At 60.4% G+C, this 18736-nt stretch carries 16 protein-coding genes; 11 read left to right on the top strand and 5 right to left on the bottom strand.

Features of this window, described 5'->3' with window-relative positions:
* Positions 1-58: 58 nt before the first annotated feature.
* The gene (locus tag FHT82_RS14120; protein WP_183731405.1) at positions 59-1306 is read right to left on the bottom strand and encodes a TCR/Tet family MFS transporter; all 1248 of its coding nucleotides are present in this window, start codon (positions 1304-1306) and stop codon (positions 59-61) included.
* Between the two features lie 134 nt (positions 1307-1440).
* Positions 1441-2346, bottom strand: coding sequence for a LysR family transcriptional regulator (locus FHT82_RS14125; protein ID WP_183731408.1), 906 nt, complete (start codon positions 2344-2346; stop codon positions 1441-1443).
* 110 nt (positions 2347-2456) lie between these two features.
* Between FHT82_RS14125 and FHT82_RS14130 the strand changes: the two genes are divergently transcribed.
* Positions 2457-3449, top strand: coding sequence for an aldo/keto reductase (locus FHT82_RS14130; protein WP_183731411.1), 993 nt, complete (start codon positions 2457-2459; stop codon positions 3447-3449).
* A 52-nt stretch (positions 3450-3501) separates the two neighbouring features.
* Here FHT82_RS14130 and FHT82_RS14135 read toward each other — a convergent pair whose 3' ends face one another.
* On the bottom strand, positions 3502-4431 hold the full coding sequence (locus FHT82_RS14135) for a neutral zinc metallopeptidase (RefSeq protein WP_183731414.1): 930 nt from the start codon (positions 4429-4431) through the stop codon (positions 3502-3504).
* A gap of 85 nt (positions 4432-4516) precedes the next feature.
* On the bottom strand, positions 4517-5005 hold the full coding sequence (locus FHT82_RS14140; protein WP_183731417.1) for a DUF2306 domain-containing protein: 489 nt from the start codon (positions 5003-5005) through the stop codon (positions 4517-4519).
* Between the two features lie 86 nt (positions 5006-5091).
* On the opposite strand from FHT82_RS14140, the gene FHT82_RS14145 reads away from it, so the two are divergent.
* From FHT82_RS14145 to FHT82_RS14175, 6 genes are all read left to right on the top strand, one after another.
* The gene (locus tag FHT82_RS14145; protein ID WP_183731419.1) at positions 5092-5862 is read left to right on the top strand and encodes a LytTR family DNA-binding domain-containing protein; all 771 of its coding nucleotides are present in this window, start codon (positions 5092-5094) and stop codon (positions 5860-5862) included.
* A gap of 77 nt (positions 5863-5939) precedes the next feature.
* On the top strand, positions 5940-6968 hold the full coding sequence (locus FHT82_RS14150) for a zinc-dependent alcohol dehydrogenase family protein (protein ID WP_183732743.1): 1029 nt from the start codon (positions 5940-5942) through the stop codon (positions 6966-6968).
* Between the two features lie 173 nt (positions 6969-7141).
* Positions 7142-10627, top strand: coding sequence for a carbamoyl-phosphate synthase large subunit (gene carB / locus FHT82_RS14155; RefSeq protein WP_183731433.1), 3486 nt, complete (start codon positions 7142-7144; stop codon positions 10625-10627).
* Between the two features lie 122 nt (positions 10628-10749).
* The gene (locus FHT82_RS14160) at positions 10750-11940 is read left to right on the top strand and encodes a DUF2235 domain-containing protein (RefSeq protein ID WP_183731436.1); all 1191 of its coding nucleotides are present in this window, start codon (positions 10750-10752) and stop codon (positions 11938-11940) included.
* A gap of 365 nt (positions 11941-12305) precedes the next feature.
* On the top strand, positions 12306-12782 hold the full coding sequence (gene greA / locus FHT82_RS14170; RefSeq protein ID WP_183731439.1) for a transcription elongation factor GreA: 477 nt from the start codon (positions 12306-12308) through the stop codon (positions 12780-12782).
* Positions 12783-12812: 30 nt separating this feature from the next.
* Positions 12813-13862, top strand: a complete 1050-nt coding sequence (locus FHT82_RS14175) for a glycosyltransferase family 4 protein (protein ID WP_183731442.1) — start codon at positions 12813-12815, stop codon at positions 13860-13862.
* Positions 13863-14022: 160 nt separating this feature from the next.
* Here FHT82_RS14175 and FHT82_RS14180 read toward each other — a convergent pair whose 3' ends face one another.
* On the bottom strand, positions 14023-14490 hold the full coding sequence (locus FHT82_RS14180) for an Lrp/AsnC family transcriptional regulator (RefSeq protein ID WP_112564538.1): 468 nt from the start codon (positions 14488-14490) through the stop codon (positions 14023-14025).
* Positions 14491-14720: 230 nt separating this feature from the next.
* Here FHT82_RS14180 and trxB point away from each other — a divergent pair, with 230 nt between their 5' ends.
* From trxB to FHT82_RS14200, 4 genes are all read left to right on the top strand, one after another.
* The gene (gene trxB / locus FHT82_RS14185) at positions 14721-15695 is read left to right on the top strand and encodes a thioredoxin-disulfide reductase (RefSeq protein WP_183731445.1); all 975 of its coding nucleotides are present in this window, start codon (positions 14721-14723) and stop codon (positions 15693-15695) included.
* Between the two features lie 22 nt (positions 15696-15717).
* A complete protein-coding gene (locus FHT82_RS14190; protein WP_183731448.1) occupies positions 15718-16614 on the top strand; it encodes a LysR family transcriptional regulator VtlR in 897 nt (298 codons plus the stop codon).
* 576 nt (positions 16615-17190) lie between these two features.
* The gene (locus FHT82_RS14195) at positions 17191-17484 is read left to right on the top strand and encodes a metalloregulator ArsR/SmtB family transcription factor (protein ID WP_113325116.1); all 294 of its coding nucleotides are present in this window, start codon (positions 17191-17193) and stop codon (positions 17482-17484) included.
* 99 nt (positions 17485-17583) lie between these two features.
* A complete protein-coding gene (locus FHT82_RS14200; RefSeq protein WP_183731450.1) occupies positions 17584-18708 on the top strand; it encodes an alkene reductase in 1125 nt (374 codons plus the stop codon).
* The last annotated feature ends 28 nt before the right edge of the window (positions 18709-18736 follow it).

Consider the following 18736-nt stretch of genomic DNA (forward strand, 5'->3'; position numbering starts at 1 on the left):
CCACCCCAAAACAGGCAGATGCTGAAAAATTCATCACAGCTTCACTGTTTTTGATGGATCATTCCGCCGCGTTGAAGACTCCAGCCGGCGCCTTCGATCTCCTCACTCGCGTCAGGAATACAACTGCAGAGACGAGAATGAAAAATGCTGCGAGGAGAAAGGGCGCACCGGCGAAGGTGACCGGCGCGTCCGGCTTGGTGAAATAGCCGAACATCTGCGTGAAGATCAGCGGGCCGATGATCGTCGTAATGCTGCTGATGCTGGTGAGCGCGCCTTGCAACTCGCCCTGCGCCGAGGGCGGCACCTTGCCGGCGGCGATGCTGCGCAATGGCGGATCGGCAACATTTTCCATGACTGTCAGCACGATCACCGTGTAGACGACCCAGCCTTCCCAGGCGAAGGCATAGCCTGTGAGGGCTGTCATCGAGAAACACAGGCCGAGTAGCGCCGTCTTCCATTCACCGAGAACAGGCACGACGCGCGGCAGCACGAGCCCCATGACCAATGCGGCACCAATGCCGTAGATGCCGAGCGAGAGGCCGATCTGCCCTTCGCTCCATCCGTATCGGAAGGTCGTGACGAAGGACCAGACCGAAGGATAAACGGCATGGGCGAGGAAAAACAGGAACATCACGAGGCAGACCCAACCGATGCCGGGATAGTGTCGCATCTGCCGCAAGGCACCGAGCGGGTTTGAGCGTTTCCACTCGAAGCTGCGGCGGTTCTTTGTATCAAGCGTTTCCGGCAGCAGGAAACAGGCTGCGATGAAATTGACGAAGGAAAGTGCGGCCGCACCGTAGAACGGCACGCGCGGCCCGAACTCGCCAAGAAATCCGCCAAGGACCGGACCGACAGTGAAACCAACGCCAAAGGCGATACCGATCAGGCCGAAATTCTTCGCACGGTTCTCGTCATTGCTGATATCGGCGATATAGGCCGAGCAGGTGGCGAAACTGCCGCCACTGATGCCGGCAAGCACGCGACCGACGAAGAGCATCCAGTAGCTGGTAGCGACAGCGCAGATGAAATTGTCGAAGGCGAAGGTCAGCACCGACAGCAGCAGGATCGGGCGGCGCCCGAAACGGTCGCTCAGGTTTCCGAGCAGCGGCGCAAACAGGAACTGCATCAGCGAATAAATGAGCATGAGCCAGCCGCCATCGACCGCCGCATCGCTGACCGTGCCGCCGGTCAATTGCTCGAGATAGACAGGCAGGACCGGCATGATGATGGCAATGCCGATAACATCCAGAAAAAGGATGATGAAGACCAGGAAAAGGCCGCGGCGAACGAATTTCGGATCAAGCATGAAGCATCTCTACAGTCGACATTTTCTGGAAAGACGATCTCGTCGCCGAAGATGTGACATAGCTCATTGCAGCGACCGAAACAATACGTGAACATTTCAATGTTCTTGATGACAACTCCGCTGAAATAGATGGTTCAGGCGCTTTTTCGCTGCTCCATCCGCACAAAATCCACAAAAGCCCGCAGCGGCGCGGGCATGTGATGGCGGCTTGGATAATAGAGGAACGGGCCGGAAAATTCGCTATCCCATTCGCTCAGGATCGGCATCAGGCGGCCATCCGCGATGCCGGGCACAACCAGTTCCTCGAAAGTTCTGACAACGCCGAGCCCGGCGAGCGCCGCCTCGATTTCCATATCAACCGCGTTGGCGATGACGGGACCTGACGGCGCGATGACCAATACCTCTTCTCCACGTTCGAATTCCCAGGGGAGCGAGGCTCCGCTTAGAAAGCGATGGCGGATGCAGCTATGCTCCAGCAGATCCCGCGGATGCTGCGGCACGCCGCGCCGCTCAAGATAGGCGGGAGCGGCCGCCGTCACATAGCGCTGCCTGCGTGGACCGATCGGCACCGCGATCATGTCGCGTTCCAGCCTCTCGTCGTATCGAACACCGGCATCAAAACCGGCGGCCAGCACATCTATAAATGTATCCTCGGCGATGATCTCAAGCGTGATCTGCGGGTAAAGCGCCAGAAACCGCACTGCGAGATCAGCCATGAAAAGCTTTACGACAATGCTCGGTACATTCAGCCTGAGCGTGCCCACCGGATTGTCGCGAAAACTGTCGAGTTGGCCGAGCGCAGCCGCCACTTCCGAAAGCGCCGGCGAAAGCTTTTCGAGCAATCTCTCGCCCGCCGCCGTCGGCGTAACAGAGCGCGTCGTGCGGTTCAGAAGCCGGACACCGAGCCGTTCTTCCAGCCGCCGCAGCGAATCGCTCAGGGACGACGCCGAAACCCCGCGCTTGCGGGCCGCCGAGCGGAAACTCCGCTCCCTTGCAATTGCGGCGAAGGCATCCAGATCACTGAGGGGAAGATCATCCATTGTGCATTTTTCCGTACGGCCTGTTCGAGACTATCCGGATTATCGCACAAACCCGGCTGCGGTAAAACGGCATCCGAAGACGCCACCAGGCGTCGCTGAAGGAGAAGAAGATGCAGACCTATCGTTTGGGAAAGACTGGCCCGGAAGTCTCGGTCATCGGCCTCGGCTGCATGGGCATGTCGGGCATGTACGGCCCGTCTGACCGCGCTGAGAGCATTGCCACCATTCATGCCGCGCTCGATGCGGGCATCAACCTGCTCGACACCGGCGATTTCTACGGCATGGGCCATAATGAAATGCTGATCGGCGAGGCGCTCAAGGGCCGCAAGCGCGAAAACGTCGTCATCAGCGTCAAGTTCGGCGCGCTGCGCGATCCCGCGAATGGCTGGAACGGCTATGACGCCCGTCCGATCGCCATAAAGAACTTCCTCGCCTACACGCTGCAGCGCCTCGGCGTCGATTACATCGACATCTACCGCCCTGCCCGCCTCGATCCGAACGTGCAGATCGAGGACACGGTCGGTGCGATTGCCGATCTCATCAAGGCGGGTTATGTCCGCCATGTCGGTCTCTCGGAAGTCGGCGCCGATACGATCCGCCGGGCCGCTGCCGTTGCACCGATTGCCGACCTGCAGATCGAATATTCGCTGATCTCCCGCGGCATCGAAGACGAAATCCTGCCGGTGACCCGCGAGCTCGGCATTTCAATCACCGCCTATGGCGTGCTGTCGCGTGGCCTCATCAGCGGCCACTGGCAGAAGGGGCAGCAGGCCGCCGGCGATTTCCGCGCCGTCAGCCCCCGCTTCCAGGACGGCAATGTCGACGAGAACCTTGCTCTGGTCGAAGAACTCAGAAAGATCGCCACACTCAAGGGCGCCTCGGTCGCCCAGGTCGCCATCGCCTGGGTGGCGGCACAGGGCAAGGATATCGTGCCGCTTATCGGCGCCCGCCGTCGTGATCGCCTGACGGAAGCGCTCGGCTCCCGTGCGGTGGAACTGACTTCTGACGATCTTTCCGCCATCGAACGCGCCGTGCCGAAGGGTGCCGCCAAGGGCGCCCGTTATCCGGAAGCCCAGCTCAAGCATATGGACAGCGAAAAGTAAGTTATCGCACTGCCGGCACCCTGCACTGAACGCCGGGTGCCGGATCTCCTGATCAAATCGGGTTGGAGAACGTATCGCAGGCCGAAAGCTGCCCGCTGTCGAAACCACGCTTGAACCACCGCATGCGCTGCGCCGACGTACCGTGGTTGAAGCTTTCTGGAACAACATAGCCCTGCGAGCGCTTCTGCAGCGTATCGTCGCCGATCTGCTGCGCCGCGTTCAGCGCCTCCTCCAGATCGCCGGCCTCGAGAATACCCTTCTGCTGCGTATACTTGCCCCAGATGCCGGCGAAGCAATCCGCCTGCAGTTCAACCCGGACCGACATCTTGTTGGCATCGGCCTCGCTCATGCTCTGGCGCGCCTGATTGAATTTCGGCAGGATTCCGAGCAGGTTCTGCACATGATGGCCGACCTCGTGGGCAACCACATAGGCTTCGGCGAAATCGCCGGATGCGCCGAACTGGTCGGAAAGCTGCTGGAAGAAGGCCGTATCGAGATAGACCTTGTGATCGCCAGGGCAATAGAACGGCCCGGTCGCGGCGGATGCAAATCCGCAGGCCGACTGCGTCTGTCCGGAGAACAGAACGAGGCGCGGCTCCTCATAGTCCTTGCCCTGCGACTGGAAGATGCCGTGCCAGGTATCTTCGGTTTCAGCAAGAACCGTGCGCACGAAAGCGGTCATCTCGTCATTTGCCGGAGCCTGCGAGGAGGATTCGCTTTGCGTGTAGCCACCCCCGCCCGTCGAGCCGCCGCCTTCCATCACCTGCATCAGGTCGATGCCCATCGCCTTGAAGATCAGGTAGATGACGACGAGGAAGATGATTGTGCCGATGCTGAGCCCGCCGCCGCGACGGCCAACGCCGCCGCCCGATGGAAAGCTGAAGCCGCCGCCGCGGCCGAATGGATTGCGTCCCATACCACCGGATGGATCGCCGCGGCGATCCTCGACATTGTCGGACTGACGCCGGCCTTTCCATTCCATCTTCGATCTCCCCCGGCGATGCGCCCGTGCATGCTCTCAGGAGTCAGTTATATATCCGGTGCGAAGGCAAATTCCAGCCGCCTCATCACGCCGCCCGGCTGCGGCGCGGCCGAAATCGGATGGCGCCAACGATCGCAGCGGCGACCAGCCCGAGCATCGCTGCGGCCAGCCAGCTGTTGCCGGAGAAGGCGACGGCACTCATCAACCGGCCCGGTAGCAGCGTGGCAAGGCCAGCAACGACGATGCCGCCGAAATACATGCCGAGCACTGCCCGCTTGTGACCGCGGATATCGTGCCGCCGCGCAGCCACTATGGCCCGCCAGCTTCCAGCCAGCACCGCGATGGAAAGAAGGTGGATCGGACTGAAGCCATAAAACAGATTGATCTGGTGAATGAAGAAGCTCGAGAGCGCCGTCATGACCATCAGCGCCATCCAGATCTTGCCGAGTAGCCGGTGCCTTGGCGTGCCCTTCGGCCGGGCGATCAGATAGGCGCCAAGGATTGCTGCCGGGATAACGGCGAGGACGTGGATCCGAATGGCAAAAGGTGCATTGAACAGTGGCTCGAGGGTCATGGTCGGCTCCGGTTGAAATCGCCCCTTGTTTCCGGCATGACTGCATTTCCTCTCAACAAAGATGGCGTAAACGGCGAGGAAACTTCGTGGATCACCCATCCTTGCAATCCACGCTTCGCGAATTGCAGCTCTTCTGGCGCTCTTCGCGCTTCTGGGGAACTTTCCTCGCCGTTGTCCTGATCTTTGTAGTGACCGGTCCCTACGGTACGATGGACAGCATGCCGGCCGGTAAGCGCCTCGCCTATTGGCTGATCCTGCATGCCGTCGCATGGTCGATCGCCATCCTGTTTTCGGTGCTGGCCGACGGCCTGCTGCGCAAGGTGCTGAACCGGATGTTCTGGCGCATGATGATCGGCTCGCTGATCGCAGCCCTGCCGATCGGCTTTGCGATCGGTCTCGTCGACTATGCCTTCATCGGCGATCCGGTCTCGCTTGGGAGCGGCCTCTACAGGGCCGTCTTCGCGCTGCCGCTCTGTGCACTCTTCTGCTTCCTGACCTATCTCACGATGCATCGCCAGATCGAACAGGCAACAGCAGAGATACCCCCATCAACATCGATCCTCGACCGGCTGAAGCCGCACAATCGCGGCGCCTTGCTGCGCCTTTCCGTGCAGGATCATTATACCGAGGTCGTCACCAGCCGCGGCCGCGAACTGGTGCTGCTGCGCTTTTCCGATGCGCTCCGGGAGATCGGCGCAACGCCGGGACTTCAGGTGCATAGGTCGCATTGGGTGGCGGACGCTCATGTCGAAGCCCTGAAACGCGACAACGGCAAGATCCTCATCCTCACCCGCGACGGCACGCAGGTCCCGGTCAGTCGCAGTTTTGCCGAGGAAGCACGCCGCCGCTTCGGCTGAAGAAATGCCGGTAAATGCTTGACGCGACTCCCGCTTTCCCGCTTCCTGATGGCGAGGAGACTTGGAGGATCATGCCGATGAAAGCCGTGCGCCTGGAAGCGACGGGAAAACTGTTCCTGCGCGAGGTCGAAAAGCCCATTCCCGGACCGGACGACCTGCTTGTCCGCATCGAAGCCTGCGGCATCTGCGGCACCGACCGGCATCTGTTCCTCGGCGAATTCCCTTCCCATCCACCGGTGACGCTCGGCCACGAATTTACCGGCATCATCGAAGCCGTCGGCCCCGACGTCATCGGCTTTCGTCCCGGCATGCGTGTGACGGGTGATCCCAACATCGCCTGCGGCCGCTGTGAGCAATGCCACGATGGCCGCGTCAATCTCTGCCGGAACCTGCAGGCGATCGGCATCCACCACGATGGTGGTTTTGCCGATTATGTCATCCTCCCGCAGAAACAGGCTTTTGAACTGCCGCTCGAGCTCGATGCGCTGCACGGCGCCTTTTGCGAGCCGCTCGCCTGCTGCCTGCACGGCGTCGATCTCGCCAATATAAAGACCGGCACCTCCGTCATCGTGCTCGGCGGCGGGGTGATCGGCCTGCTGACCATCCAGCTTGCCCGGCTTGCCGGCGCGACACGTATTCTCCTTGTCACCCGCAATGCCGAAAAACGGGTACTTGCCGAAAGCCTCGGTGCCACAGCCACCTTCGATCCGTCACGGGCGGATGTCGTCAGCGGAATCACCGGCGCGGATGGATTGCTGCCCGGCGGCACCGATATCGTCTTCGAATGCGCCGGCGTGCCGGAAACCATGGTGCAGGCGCCGAAACTTGCCAAACGCGGCGGTACTGCCGTCATCCTCGGCGTCATGCCGCAAGGCGCAAGAATCGAGATCGAACCCTTCGACCTGCTGTTTCGCGAGGTGAACCTCGTCAGTTCCTTCCTCAACCCGTTCACCCATCAGCGCGCCGTCGATCTCATTGCCTCGGGTGCGATCAAGGTTGGGCCACTGATCTCCCGCCGGATCACGCTCGAACAGACACCGGAAGCGATCGCCAATCCTGCTTTTGGGGGCGAGATTCGCACGCTTGTGATACCTGCCAGGCGATAGGCTTCCAAAGGCCGGTCCGAATTCCTGTCGATTCCGTGATTTATGGGGTTCCGTTTGCAAAAACATTTGCCTATAAGCCGCTTCTAGCCTGAAAAGACCCTCAATGCGCGACCCGACCCGGTGCCCTCCCACCCTGGCCGGCTTTTTGCGCAGCCAGACAATGGATATCGCCCATGCCGAAGCGCCAAGACATCAAATCGATCCTCATCATCGGCGCGGGACCGATCGTCATTGGCCAGGCTTGCGAATTCGACTATTCCGGTACCCAGGCCTGCAAGGCGCTGAAGGAGGAAGGCTACCGCGTCATCCTCGTCAACTCCAACCCGGCAACGATCATGACCGATCCGGGCCTAGCCGACGCAACTTACGTCGAACCGATCACTCCTGAAGTCGTCGCCAAGATCATCGCCAAGGAGCGCCCGGACGCGCTGCTGCCGACCATGGGCGGCCAGACGGCGCTGAACACCGCCCTCTCCCTGAAGCGCATGGGCGTGCTCGACCGCTACAATGTCGAGATGATCGGCGCCAAGCCCGCCGCCATCGACAAGGCCGAGGACCGCGCCCTCTTCCGCGAGGCGATGGCGAAGATCGGTCTCGAAACCCCGCGCTCGATGCTGGCAAACGCCACCGACATCAAGGATGCCGACCGCAAGACGCACGAGGCCGAACGCGCCAAGCTGCGCGAAAGCCTCTCCGGCCCTGAGCTCGACAAGGCGCTCGATGAGCTCGAAAACCAGTGGAACCTCGGCGAGAGCGACCGCAAGCAACGCTACATGAACCACGCCATGGCAATCGCCGCCCAAGCGCTCGACCATGTCGGCCTGCCGGCCATCATCCGTCCGTCCTTCACGCTCGGCGGCACCGGCGGGGGCATTGCCTACAATCGCTCGGAGTTCTTCGACATCGTCGGCGGCGGTCTGGATGCCTCGCCGACCACGGAAGTGCTGATCGAAGAATCCGTTCTCGGCTGGAAGGAGTATGAGATGGAGGTCGTCCGCGACAAGGCGGACAACTGCATCATCATCTGCTCCATCGAAAACATCGATCCGATGGGTGTCCACACCGGCGACTCGATCACCGTCGCCCCGGCGCTGACGCTGACGGACAAGGAATACCAGATCATGCGCAACGCCTCGATTGCGGTGCTGCGCGAGATCGGCGTCGAGACCGGCGGCTCGAACGTGCAGTTCGCTGTCAACCCGAAGGACGGTCGCCTCGTCGTCATCGAAATGAACCCGCGCGTCTCGCGCTCGTCTGCGCTCGCCTCCAAGGCCACCGGCTTCCCGATCGCCAAGATCGCCGCCAAGCTCGCCATCGGCTACACGCTCGACGAACTTGAAAACGACATTACCGGCGGCGCAACGCCCGCCTCGTTCGAACCGTCGATCGACTATGTCGTCACCAAGATCCCGCGTTTCGCCTTCGAAAAATTCCCTGGCGCCTCACCGGTCCTGACCACGGCCATGAAGTCGGTCGGCGAAGTCATGGCGATCGGCCGCACCTTCGCCGAATCGTTGCAGAAGGCGCTGCGCGGCCTCGAAACTGGCCTGACCGGCCTCGACGAAATCGAAATCCCCGACTCCGAAGAAGGCGAATCCAGCCACAACGCCATCCGCGCCGCGATCGGCACGCCGACGCCGGATCGCCTGCGCATGGTCGCCCAGGCCCTGCGCATGGGCCTCAGCATCGAGGAGGTGCATGAAGGCTGCAAGATCGATCCATGGTTCATCGCCCAGCTCAAGAACATCGTCGACATGGAAGCCCGCATCCGCGAGCACGGCCTGCCTGACGATGCGGCGAACCTGCGCATGCTGAAAGCCATGGGCTTCTCCGACGCTCGCCTTGCAACACTGACGGGCAAGCGCCCGAAGGAAGTGGCCGAGCTGCGCAACAGCCTGAACGTCCGCCCGGTCTTCAAGCGCATCGACACCTCCGCAGCCGAGTTCGCCTCGCCGACTGCTTACATGTACTCGACCTATGAGACGCCCTTCGTCGGCGCTGCACGCTCTGAAGCTCTCGTGTCCGACCGCAAGAAGGTCGTCATCCTCGGCGGCGGTCCGAACCGCATCGGCCAGGGCATCGAGTTCGACTATTGCTGCTGCCATGCCGCCTTCGCGCTGAAGGATGCCGGCTATGAAGCAATCATGATCAACTGCAACCCGGAAACGGTCTCGACCGATTACGACACCTCCGATCGCCTCTATTTCGAGCCGCTGACGGCCGAAGACGTGATCGAAATCCTGCGCGCTGAGCAGGAAAAGGGCGAAGTGGTCGGTGTCATCGTCCAGTTCGGCGGCCAGACCCCTCTGAAGCTTGCAGAAGCCCTGGAAAAGAACGGCATCCCGATCCTCGGCACCGCGCCCGATATGATCGACCTCGCCGAAGACCGCGACCGCTTCCAGAAGCTTCTGATGAAGCTCGACCTCAACCAGCCGAACAACGGCATCGCCTACTCGGTCGAGCAGGCCCGCCTCGTCGCGGCTGAAATCGGCTTCCCGCTGGTCGTTCGCCCGTCCTACGTGCTCGGCGGCCGCGCCATGCAGATCATCCATGCCGAGAGCCAGCTGCAGACCTACCTGCTCGATACGGTTCCGGAACTGGTGCCCGAGGATATCAAGGCGCGCTATCCGAACGACAAGACCGGCCAGATCAACACCCTGCTAGGCAAGAACCCGCTGCTCTTCGACAGCTACCTGACCAATGCCATCGAAGTCGATGTCGACTGCCTCTCCGACGGCACCGACGTCTATGTCGCCGGCATCATGGAACATATCGAAGAGGCCGGCATCCATTCGGGCGATAGCGCCTGCTCGCTGCCACCGCGCACGCTTTCGCGCGAAATGCTCGATGAGCTGGAACGCCAGGCCAAGGCTATGGCGAAGGCGCTGAATGTCGGCGGCCTGATGAACGTCCAGTTCGCCATCAAGGACGACACCGTCTACGTGCTGGAAGTCAATCCCCGCGCCTCGCGCACGGTACCCTTCGTCGCCAAGACCATCGGCGCGCCGATCGCCAAGATCGCCGCCCGCGTCATGGCCGGCGAGAAGCTGGATGCGACCTTCGCAGCCTATGGCGAGAAGCCCGATCCGCGTGCGCTCAAGCACATCGCCGTCAAGGAAGCCGTCTTCCCCTTCGCCCGCTTCCCCGGCGTCGATACGCTGCTCGGACCGGAAATGCGCTCGACCGGCGAAGTCATCGGCCTCGACAGTGATTTCGCGCTGGCCTTCGCCAAGTCGCAGCTCGGCGCCGGTGTCGAACTGCCGCGTGAAGGCACGGTCTTCGTGTCCGTCCGCGATGCCGACAAGGCCCGCGTCCTGCCAGCGATCCGCATCCTGGTGGAACAGGGCTTCAAGGTGCTGGCAACCGGCGGCACCGCCCGTTTCCTCGGCGAAAACGGTATCGAAGCGACCAAGATCAACAAGGTTCTCGAGGGGCGTCCGCACATCGAGGATGCCATCCGCAACCGCCAGGTCCAGCTCGTCATCAACACGACTGACGGCAACAAGGCGATTTCGGATTCGAAGTCGCTGCGCCGCGCCACGCTGATGCAGAAGGTGCCTTACTATACGACGATGGCCGGCGCCGAAGCCGCCGCTCAGGCGATCAAGGCGCTCAAGGCCGGCAATCTCGAAGTCCGCCCGCTGCAGAGCTACTTCTGATCCCGCGAAGAGGCGCCTTGCCTCTTCGCGCTCACCTCCCCCATCCGGCAAAACTGCGACCCAAAATTGCAGATATGGATACTTGGTGTTAGCCTGCTCCCCGGCCGTATCGGGGAAGCAGCATGTCGAAGAACATCGTCATTCTGTTCGACGGCACGTCGAACGAGATAACTGCAGACCGCACCAATATTTTGCGTCTGTTCGGAACGCTGAAGCGCTCCGACGATCAGATCGTCTACTACGACCCCGGCGTCGGCACGCTGGGTGCAGCAGATGCCTGGTCGCCCTTCTACCGCGAGTCGATCGAGGTCTGGGGCCTTGCCACTGGTTGGGGTCTCGATGAAAACGTCAAAGGCGCCTACCGCTTCCTCGTCGAAAATTACGATGCCGGCTCACCCGACGATCATGGAGGCCATCCCGACCGAGATCGCATCTATATTTTCGGCTTCAGCCGCGGCGCCTATACGGCCCGCGTTCTTGCAGGTTTCATTCATGCCTTTGGGCTGTGCAGCAGATATCACCTGAACCTGCTCGATTACGCCTACAGAACCTACAAGGGCATTCCCGAACAGGAGCAGCGCGCCGATGGAGGCGATCCCTCATCGGCCTTCAAGAGCATGCGGCTCTATGAGCGCATGCTGCGCAACGACCGCCCGCCGATCAAGCTGCTCGGCCTCTTCGATACGGTTGCTTCGGTCATCGAAAAGGGCAAAGGGCGCATTCAGTTCAAGACGCATCCTTTCACCCGCAAGAATCCCAGCGTCGAATTTGTGCGCCACGCAATGGCAATCGACGAGCGGAGAACCATGTTCCAGCCGGAAGTATGGACGCCGGATCAGGACTATCGCGGCAATCCCTTCAAGCCCGCGACCACAAAACAGGACTTCAAGGAGGTCTGGTTTGCCGGTGTCCACGGCGATATCGGCGGCGGTTACCCGGAGGCTGAGAGCGCCCAGATCAAGATACCGCTTGACTGGATGATCCGCGAAACGGGGCCAGCAGGCCTGCTCTACATTTCGCGGACGATCAACAACATCGTCCTTGGCAAGAGCGACAAGTACTATGTCGAGCTCAATGCGGCCGCACCGCTGCATGACTCAATGAGCGCAGGCTGGAAACTGCTCGAATATATTCCGCGGCGCGTGCCGGAAAATTCCTGGCGCAAGCGAGGCAACAGAAGGGGCATCTATCTGCCCCGCGAAGACAGGCGTTTCATCCCCGATGGCGCAAACCTGCATGAATCCGTGAGGGTGCGCATGGTGACAGGATATAATCCGCCGAACCTGCCGAAAGATCCGGTCTTTGTCCCCTGACACGGGCACTGGAGGTTACCGAATCCCGTTTGCCCCTGCCGCCGACGGCGCGGGAAGCATCATATTTAGCGGCATCGGAGAGGATCGCCAACCGTTCTCTAAGTGATTTCTTCATCAGCATGTTCACCAAATATTCATGGCGGCAAAATCAAGGCCAAGAAGCGGGCCTTCATGCAACTTCCCTTCAAAAGCAGGCACTTCTGCGGGAAGCAAAAAGCGCCGATACGAATTTTATGGAAATGGCGCGTGTCGATCTGCTATAAGCAACGAACTAAGATTGTAACATGGTTCCGAAGTTCCCCTTCGGGACCTGTTTTCTTTTGTGTCTGCGCGAACTGTAGATGCAGGGAGAGAAGGACGAAAAAATGGTTGATAAGGTACCGATGACACAGGGTGGTTTCGTCAAGCTGCAGGAAGAACTGCGCTGGCGTCAGCAGGAGGAGCGCCCGCGAATCATCGAGGCAATTGCGGAAGCGCGCGCCCATGGCGACCTCTCCGAAAATGCCGAGTACCATGCCGCCAAGGAAGCGCAGAGCCACAATGAAGGCCGCATTACCGAGCTCGAAGACCTGACGGCGCGTGCCGAAATCATCGACCTCTCCAAGATGTCGGGCGACAAGATCAAGTTCGGCGCCAAGGTGAAGCTCATCGACGAGGACACCGAAGAGGAAAAGACCTATCAGATCGTCGGCGATCAGGAAGCCGACGTGAAGCAGGGCCGCATCTCCATCTCCTCCCCGATCGCCCGCGCGCTGATCGGCAAGGAAGTCGGCGATTCCATCGAAGTCAACGCGCCCGGCGGTTCGAAAGCCTACGAAATCCTTTCCGTTTCCTGGGGTTGATTGCCTTCGCCTCTCTCACAAGAGCAGCCAGTGCCGGATATCAGTGACGTCGAGATCATCGCGCCCAACCTGAAACGCCGGCTCTCCGGCGTCACGTCGACGATCGTCCAGCTCATCCCTTGCCAGATCCGGCTGGGGATCAGGATCGCCGCACTCGGCCCCGGCCTGCCGCCGGAACTTCCCCGTTTGAAATGGCCGCAGCTTGCCGGTCTCTGGCGTCCGCCGGCCGGCCGGCGCCGCCGCATCTGGCACGCGCGCCGCAACAATGAGATGGCGGCGGGCATCCTCATGCGCCACGTGCTGCGCATGCCGCTGAAGCTCGTCTTCACCTCGGCCGCCCAGCGCCGCCATACTTACTATACGCGCTGGCTGATCCGCCGGATGGATGCTGTCATCGCCACCAGCAGCCGTTCCGGCTCCTTCCTCAAGGTACCGCACACGGTCATCCAGCACGGCGTCGATCTTACCCTCTTCCACCCGCCTGAAGGGTCTGACGATACGATCGCTGCTACCGGCCTGCCGGGCCGCTATCTCGTCGGCTGCTTCGGCCGCGTGCGCCATCAAAAGGGTACCGACCTTTTCGTCCAGGCGATGATCGCACTCCTGCCGCAGCATCCGGACTGGACGGCCGTCATTTCCGGCCGCGTCACGCCGGAGCATACGGCATTCGCCGACAAGCTGAAGGCCGACATTTCCGCAGCCGGCCTCACCAACCGCATCGTCTTCATCGGCGAAGTCCCTGATATCAAAATCTGGTATCGCCGCCTGACGCTCTACGTCGCCCCTTCCCGCAACGAGGGCTTCGGCCTCACACCGCTGGAAGCCATGGCCTCGAAAACGGCAGTCGTGGCATCCGATGCCGGCGCTTATGCCGAGATGATCGTGCCGGGCGAGAACGGCGTCGTCGTGCCGCCCGGTGATGGCGAGGCGCTGATGGCAGCCATCGCCACCTATCTTGCCGATCCCGCCCTCGCCATCGCACAGGGCGAGACGGCTCTCCGGCACGTACGGGAAAATTTCGCACTGGAAAAGGAAGCGACGGCGATCAACCGAATTTACCAGCAACTTCTCGGCGTGTAAGCCTTTCGTCAGACGCATGGACATCTGCAATATTGGCCGCGCGAATGGTGCGTAAGCTTCAAGAATGCCTGCGCGCCGCGCCATTTCAAGAGCTTCTGGCGCGATCCCGAGCTGCCGCCGGAGGCCACGGGCTCAGCAAGGCCTGGCGCGGCTAGCTAGATTACAGTTCTACCAGCCCGAGCTTCTTCACCTGCCGGATCGTCAGCATGGTGCGAACGGTATCGACATGCTCGTTGGCCGTCAGAACTTCGATGACGAAGTCCTGGAAGCGGGTAAGGTTCTGGGCCACACAATGCAGCAGGAAATCGCTGTCGCCGGACACCATCCAGGCCTGACGCACCAGCGGCCATTCGGCAGTGGCTGCAGCAAAGGCCTTCAGATTGGCTTCGGACTGGTGCTTGAGACCGACCATGCAGAAGGCAACGAGATCAAGCCCGAGCTTCGGGCTGTTCAACATCGCGTGATAGCCTTCGATGACGCCGGCCTCTTCAAGCTTGCGCACACGACGCAGGCAGGGCGGCGCCGATATTCCCACCCGGTCGGCAAGCTCCACATTGGTCATGCGGCCGTCTGCCTGCAGTTCTCGCAATATCTTTATGTCGATGACGTCAAGTTCAGCGCGAACCACGCTCAGGCCTTTCTTTAATTCTCCGCGGGCAGCTTCTATATAAAGCCACGGAATACGCAAGAAAGTTTCAGTGAGATGACGGAATCTTGCACAGCACCTGCATTTGCCTTGTTGGTAATGCAAGGCTGCCCTTGAATAAAAGCATTGGTCGTTCATAAATGGCGATGGGATCGCGAAACGGCCTTATTCACCTCTTAGCCGCCGCATCCTGCCAGTCGAAAGGAAATTCCATGTCTGCCCACCATACCAAGGTGCTCATCATCGGCTCCGGACCTGCCGGTTATACGGCTGCGGTCTATGCCGCGCGCGCCATGCTGAAACCGGTTTTGATCGCCGGTCTGGAACAGGGTGGCCAGCTCATGATCACCACCGACGTCGAGAACTATCCGGGCTTTGCGGATCCGATCCAGGGGCCGTGGCTGATGGACCAGATGTTGCAGCAAGCCCAGCATGTCGGCGCTGAAATCGTCAACGACCTCGTGACCGAAGTCGATCTCAACCAGCGCCCCTTCGTTGCCCGCACCGATAGCGGCCAGGTCTGGACCGCCGATACGCTTGTTATCGCGACCGGCGCCAAGGCCAAATGGCTCGGCATCGAAAGCGAGCAGCATTTCCAGGGCTTCGGCGTCTCGGCCTGCGCCACCTGCGATGGCTTCTTCTATCGCAACAAGGATGTGATCGTGGTCGGCGGCGGCAACAGCGCCGTCGAGGAAGCGCTCTATCTCTCCAACATCGCGAAGTCGGTCACCGTCGTGCACCGCCGCGACGGCTTCCGCGCAGAAAAGATCCTGCAGGAACGTCTCTTTTCCAAGGAGAACGTCAAGGTTCTCTGGAACACCGAGGTCGCCGAGATCACGGGTACGCCGGCAAAGCCCCCCATGCCGCCGTCCGTTTCCGGCGCTCGCCTGCGCGATACCCGCACCGGCGCCATCACCGATGTCGCCATTGATGGTGTCTTCGTGGCAATCGGTCACGCGCCCGCAACCGAACTTTTCAAGGGCAAGCTGAAGCTGAAGGACAATGGCTATCTCTGGACCGCACCGGATTCGACTGCGACCAGCCTGGAGGGAGTCTATGCCGCAGGCGATGTGACGGATGATACGTTCCGCCAGGCGATCACCGCCGCAGGCATGGGATGCATGGCCGCCCTCGAGGCAGAACGTTATCTGACGGGCCATATGCCCGTTGCCGTAGCAGCGGAGTAATTGTGGCATGAGGGGTGGGGGAATGCCATTGGATTGGGACAAGCTGCGTATTTTCCACGCAGCCGCCGAAGCCGGATCTTTTACGCATGCGGCTGACAAGCTGCATCTGTCCCAGTCGGCCATCAGCCGTCAGGTCAGCGCGCTCGAGCAGGATGTGGGCACCAAGCTCTTCCACCGCCATGCGCGCGGCCTGATCCTCACCGAACAGGGCGAGCTGCTTTACCGCACCGCCCATGATGTGCTTCTGAAGCTTGAAACCGTGAAGATGCAGCTGACCGAAACGACAGAAACGCCGTCCGGCAAGTTGCGCGTCACCACGACTGTCGGCCTCGGCCAGGGCTGGCTGACAGACAAGATCCAGGAATTCCTGCAGCTTTATCCCGATGTTCAGATCCAGCTCATCCTCGACAACGAGGAAGTGGATGTGAACATGCGCCATGCCGATTGCGCCATCCGCCTTCGCCAGCCGCAGCAGTCCGACCTGATCCAGCGCAAGCTCTTCACCGTGCATATGCACGTTTATGCGGCCCCCTCCTACATCAACCGCCATGGCGAGCCGCAAAAGATCGAGGATCTGGACAATCATCGCATCATCACTTTCGGCGAACCCGCACCGAACTATCTGCTCGACGTCAACTGGCTGGAAATCGCCGGCCGCTCGTCGGACAACAAGCGCATTCCGCATCTGCAGATCAACAGCCAGACCTCGATCAAGCGCGCTTGCCTTCTCGGCATCGGCATCGCCTGCCTGCCGGATTATATCGTCGGTCGAGACCCCGGCCTGATTCAGCTTGCGATCAATGCCGACGTTCCCTCCTTCGATACCTATTTCTGCTATCCGGACGAGATAAAGAACGCCGCCAAGTTGAAAGCCTTCCGCGATTTCATCGTCAGCAAGGCCCGCAACTGGAACTTCTGATTTCCATTTTTATGGAAGAGATTTCAAATCATGCAACCTGCGCATGACTGACATGCACAAAAAAGGGTTGCCGTTTGCTCATTAAAACACCAAATAGCACATAGCTGATGCACACGGTGGCTTTTCCTCCCAGTTCCACCGCATTAGCTGTTCCCCTCTGGAGGTTTTTGACCTTCACACTTATAAGGGCCCTGGTTTTCCGGTGGCCCTCTTTTTTTTGCCCGAATTTTTCTTTTTGCCTGAATTTTTGCCGGCAGATACCGCAATGCGGAAAAATTTGTGCAGTGCATAGCTGACATGCACAAAAAACTATTGAAAGCTGCACAAAGAACCACCATATCGCTCATAGCTGATGCATTTGGTGGCTTCTCTCCCAGTGCCACCGCGTTGGCTGTTCCCCTCTGGAGGTTTTTGACCTTCACACTTATAAGGGCCCTGGTTTTCCAGTGGCCCTCTTTTTTTGCTTAAATTTTAAGCGGAACGAAAAAGCCCTGCCCTCACGCCTCCGTGATTTGCATATCGAGAATCTTCGAACCATATATCGAGAAAATCCGATTTATAGTTCGATGAACGACGATGGACAAAGACGAGATCCTCAAGGCGCTGGCCAACCCTGCCCGGATGGACATCCTCAACTGGCTGAAAAACCCGGAAGAACATTTTCCGACGCAGGAGCACCCATTTGAAATGGGCGTCTGCGCCAGTCAGTTCGAACGCTGCGGCCTTTCCCAGTCCACCGTGTCCGCGCACCTCGGCACCCTTCACCGTGCCGGCCTCGTCACCAGCAAGCGCGTCGGCCAGTGGATCTTCTACAAGCGCAACGAAGAAACGATCGCTGCCTTCCTCCAGCAGCTGACGCAGGATCTGTAAATCATGCCCCTTGCAGCAACTGTTCTCACCTATCTCTCCGGCCGGGCGCAGACCGCCTCCGCTGCCGCCGAGTGATCCCCCAAGCAGAAAGGACCTTTCATGGCCAAGCTTTTCCAGCCGACGCAGATCGGCGATATCGCTCTCAAGAACCATATCGTCATGGCGCCGCTTACCCGCAACCGCTCGCCGGGCGCAATCCCGAACGACCTCAACGTCGAATATTATCGGCAGCGCGCCACGGCCGGCCTCATCATCACCGAGGCGACTGCCATCACGCATCAAGGCCAGGGTTATGCCAATGTTCCCGGCCTCTACAGCAAGGAAGCCCTTGACGGGTGGAAGCGCGTGACGAATGCCGTTCATGCCGAAGGCGGCAAGATTGTTGTGCAGATGTGGCATGTCGGCCGTATCTCCCACACCGAGCTGCAGCCGAACGGCGGCAAGCCGGTCTCCTCGACCAACCGCATCGCCAAGGCCAAGACCTATCTCGTCAACGCTGACGGCACCGGCGCCTTTACCGACACGTCCGAGCCGCGCGCACTCGAAGCCTCCGAAATCCCTGGGATCATCGAGGATTATCGCAAGGCCGCACGCGCCGCGATCGATGCCGGTTTCGACGGTGTCGAAATCCACGGCGCCAATGGCTATCTGCTCGACCAGTTCATGCGCGACGGCGTCAACGACCGCACCGACGAATATGGCGGCTCGATCGAAAACCGTGCGCGTTTCACCTTCCAGGTCGTCGAAGCCGTGACCAGGGAAATCGGCGCCCGCCGTACCGCAATCCGCATTTCGCCGGTCACCCCCTCGGGCGACTCCTACGATTCCAACCCGCAGGCGCTCTTCACGCATGTCGTTGAAGGTCTCGGCAAGTACGACCTCGCCTATATCCATGTCGTCGAGGGCCAGACCGGTGGCGAGCGCGATTATCGCCAGGGCGACAATCCCTCCTTCGATTACAAGGCGCTGCGCACTGCCTATGAAAAGGCAGGCGGCAAGGCGGCCTGGATGGTCAATAACGGCTACAACAGAGACATGGCGATCGAAACCGTCGAAAACGGCACCGCCGACCTCATCGCCTTCGGCAAACCCTTCATCTCCAATCCCGATCTCGTCGAGCGCCTGGAAAAGAACCTGCCGCTCAACACCCCGGATCAGTCCACCTTCTACGGTGGCAGCGCAAAGGGTTATGTCGATTATCCGGCACTCGAAAAGGTCGCCTGATCATCTTCGACAAACAGAAATCCCGCCG

This window comes from Rhizobium sp. BK275 (assembly GCF_014193555.1).
Classification (GTDB): Bacteria; Pseudomonadota; Alphaproteobacteria; order Rhizobiales; family Rhizobiaceae; genus Rhizobium.

What these genes read in the sequence shown, in the direction of transcription:
- FHT82_RS14190 (WP_183731448.1), top strand. Translation starts at nt 15,718, where the DNA reads ATGCCATTGGATTGGGACAAGCTGCGTATTTTCCACGCAGCCGCCGAA.
- FHT82_RS14150 (WP_183732743.1), top strand. Translation starts at nt 5,940, where the DNA reads ATGAAAGCCGTGCGCCTGGAAGCGACGGGAAAACTGTTCCTGCGCGAG.
- FHT82_RS14195 (WP_113325116.1), top strand. Translation starts at nt 17,191, where the DNA reads ATGGACAAAGACGAGATCCTCAAGGCGCTGGCCAACCCTGCCCGGATG.
- FHT82_RS14160 (WP_183731436.1), top strand. Translation starts at nt 10,750, where the DNA reads ATGTCGAAGAACATCGTCATTCTGTTCGACGGCACGTCGAACGAGATA.
- carB (WP_183731433.1), top strand. Translation starts at nt 7,142, where the DNA reads ATGCCGAAGCGCCAAGACATCAAATCGATCCTCATCATCGGCGCGGGA.
- greA (WP_183731439.1), top strand. Translation starts at nt 12,306, where the DNA reads ATGGTTGATAAGGTACCGATGACACAGGGTGGTTTCGTCAAGCTGCAG.
- FHT82_RS14125 (WP_183731408.1), bottom strand. Translation starts at nt 2,346, where the DNA reads ATGGATGATCTTCCCCTCAGTGATCTGGATGCCTTCGCCGCAATTGCA.
- FHT82_RS14135 (WP_183731414.1), bottom strand. Translation starts at nt 4,431, where the DNA reads ATGGAATGGAAAGGCCGGCGTCAGTCCGACAATGTCGAGGATCGCCGC.
- FHT82_RS14130 (WP_183731411.1), top strand. Translation starts at nt 2,457, where the DNA reads ATGCAGACCTATCGTTTGGGAAAGACTGGCCCGGAAGTCTCGGTCATC.
- FHT82_RS14200 (WP_183731450.1), top strand. Translation starts at nt 17,584, where the DNA reads ATGGCCAAGCTTTTCCAGCCGACGCAGATCGGCGATATCGCTCTCAAG.
- FHT82_RS14120 (WP_183731405.1), bottom strand. Translation starts at nt 1,306, where the DNA reads ATGCTTGATCCGAAATTCGTTCGCCGCGGCCTTTTCCTGGTCTTCATC.
- FHT82_RS14140 (WP_183731417.1), bottom strand. Translation starts at nt 5,005, where the DNA reads ATGACCCTCGAGCCACTGTTCAATGCACCTTTTGCCATTCGGATCCAC.
- trxB (WP_183731445.1), top strand. Translation starts at nt 14,721, where the DNA reads ATGTCTGCCCACCATACCAAGGTGCTCATCATCGGCTCCGGACCTGCC.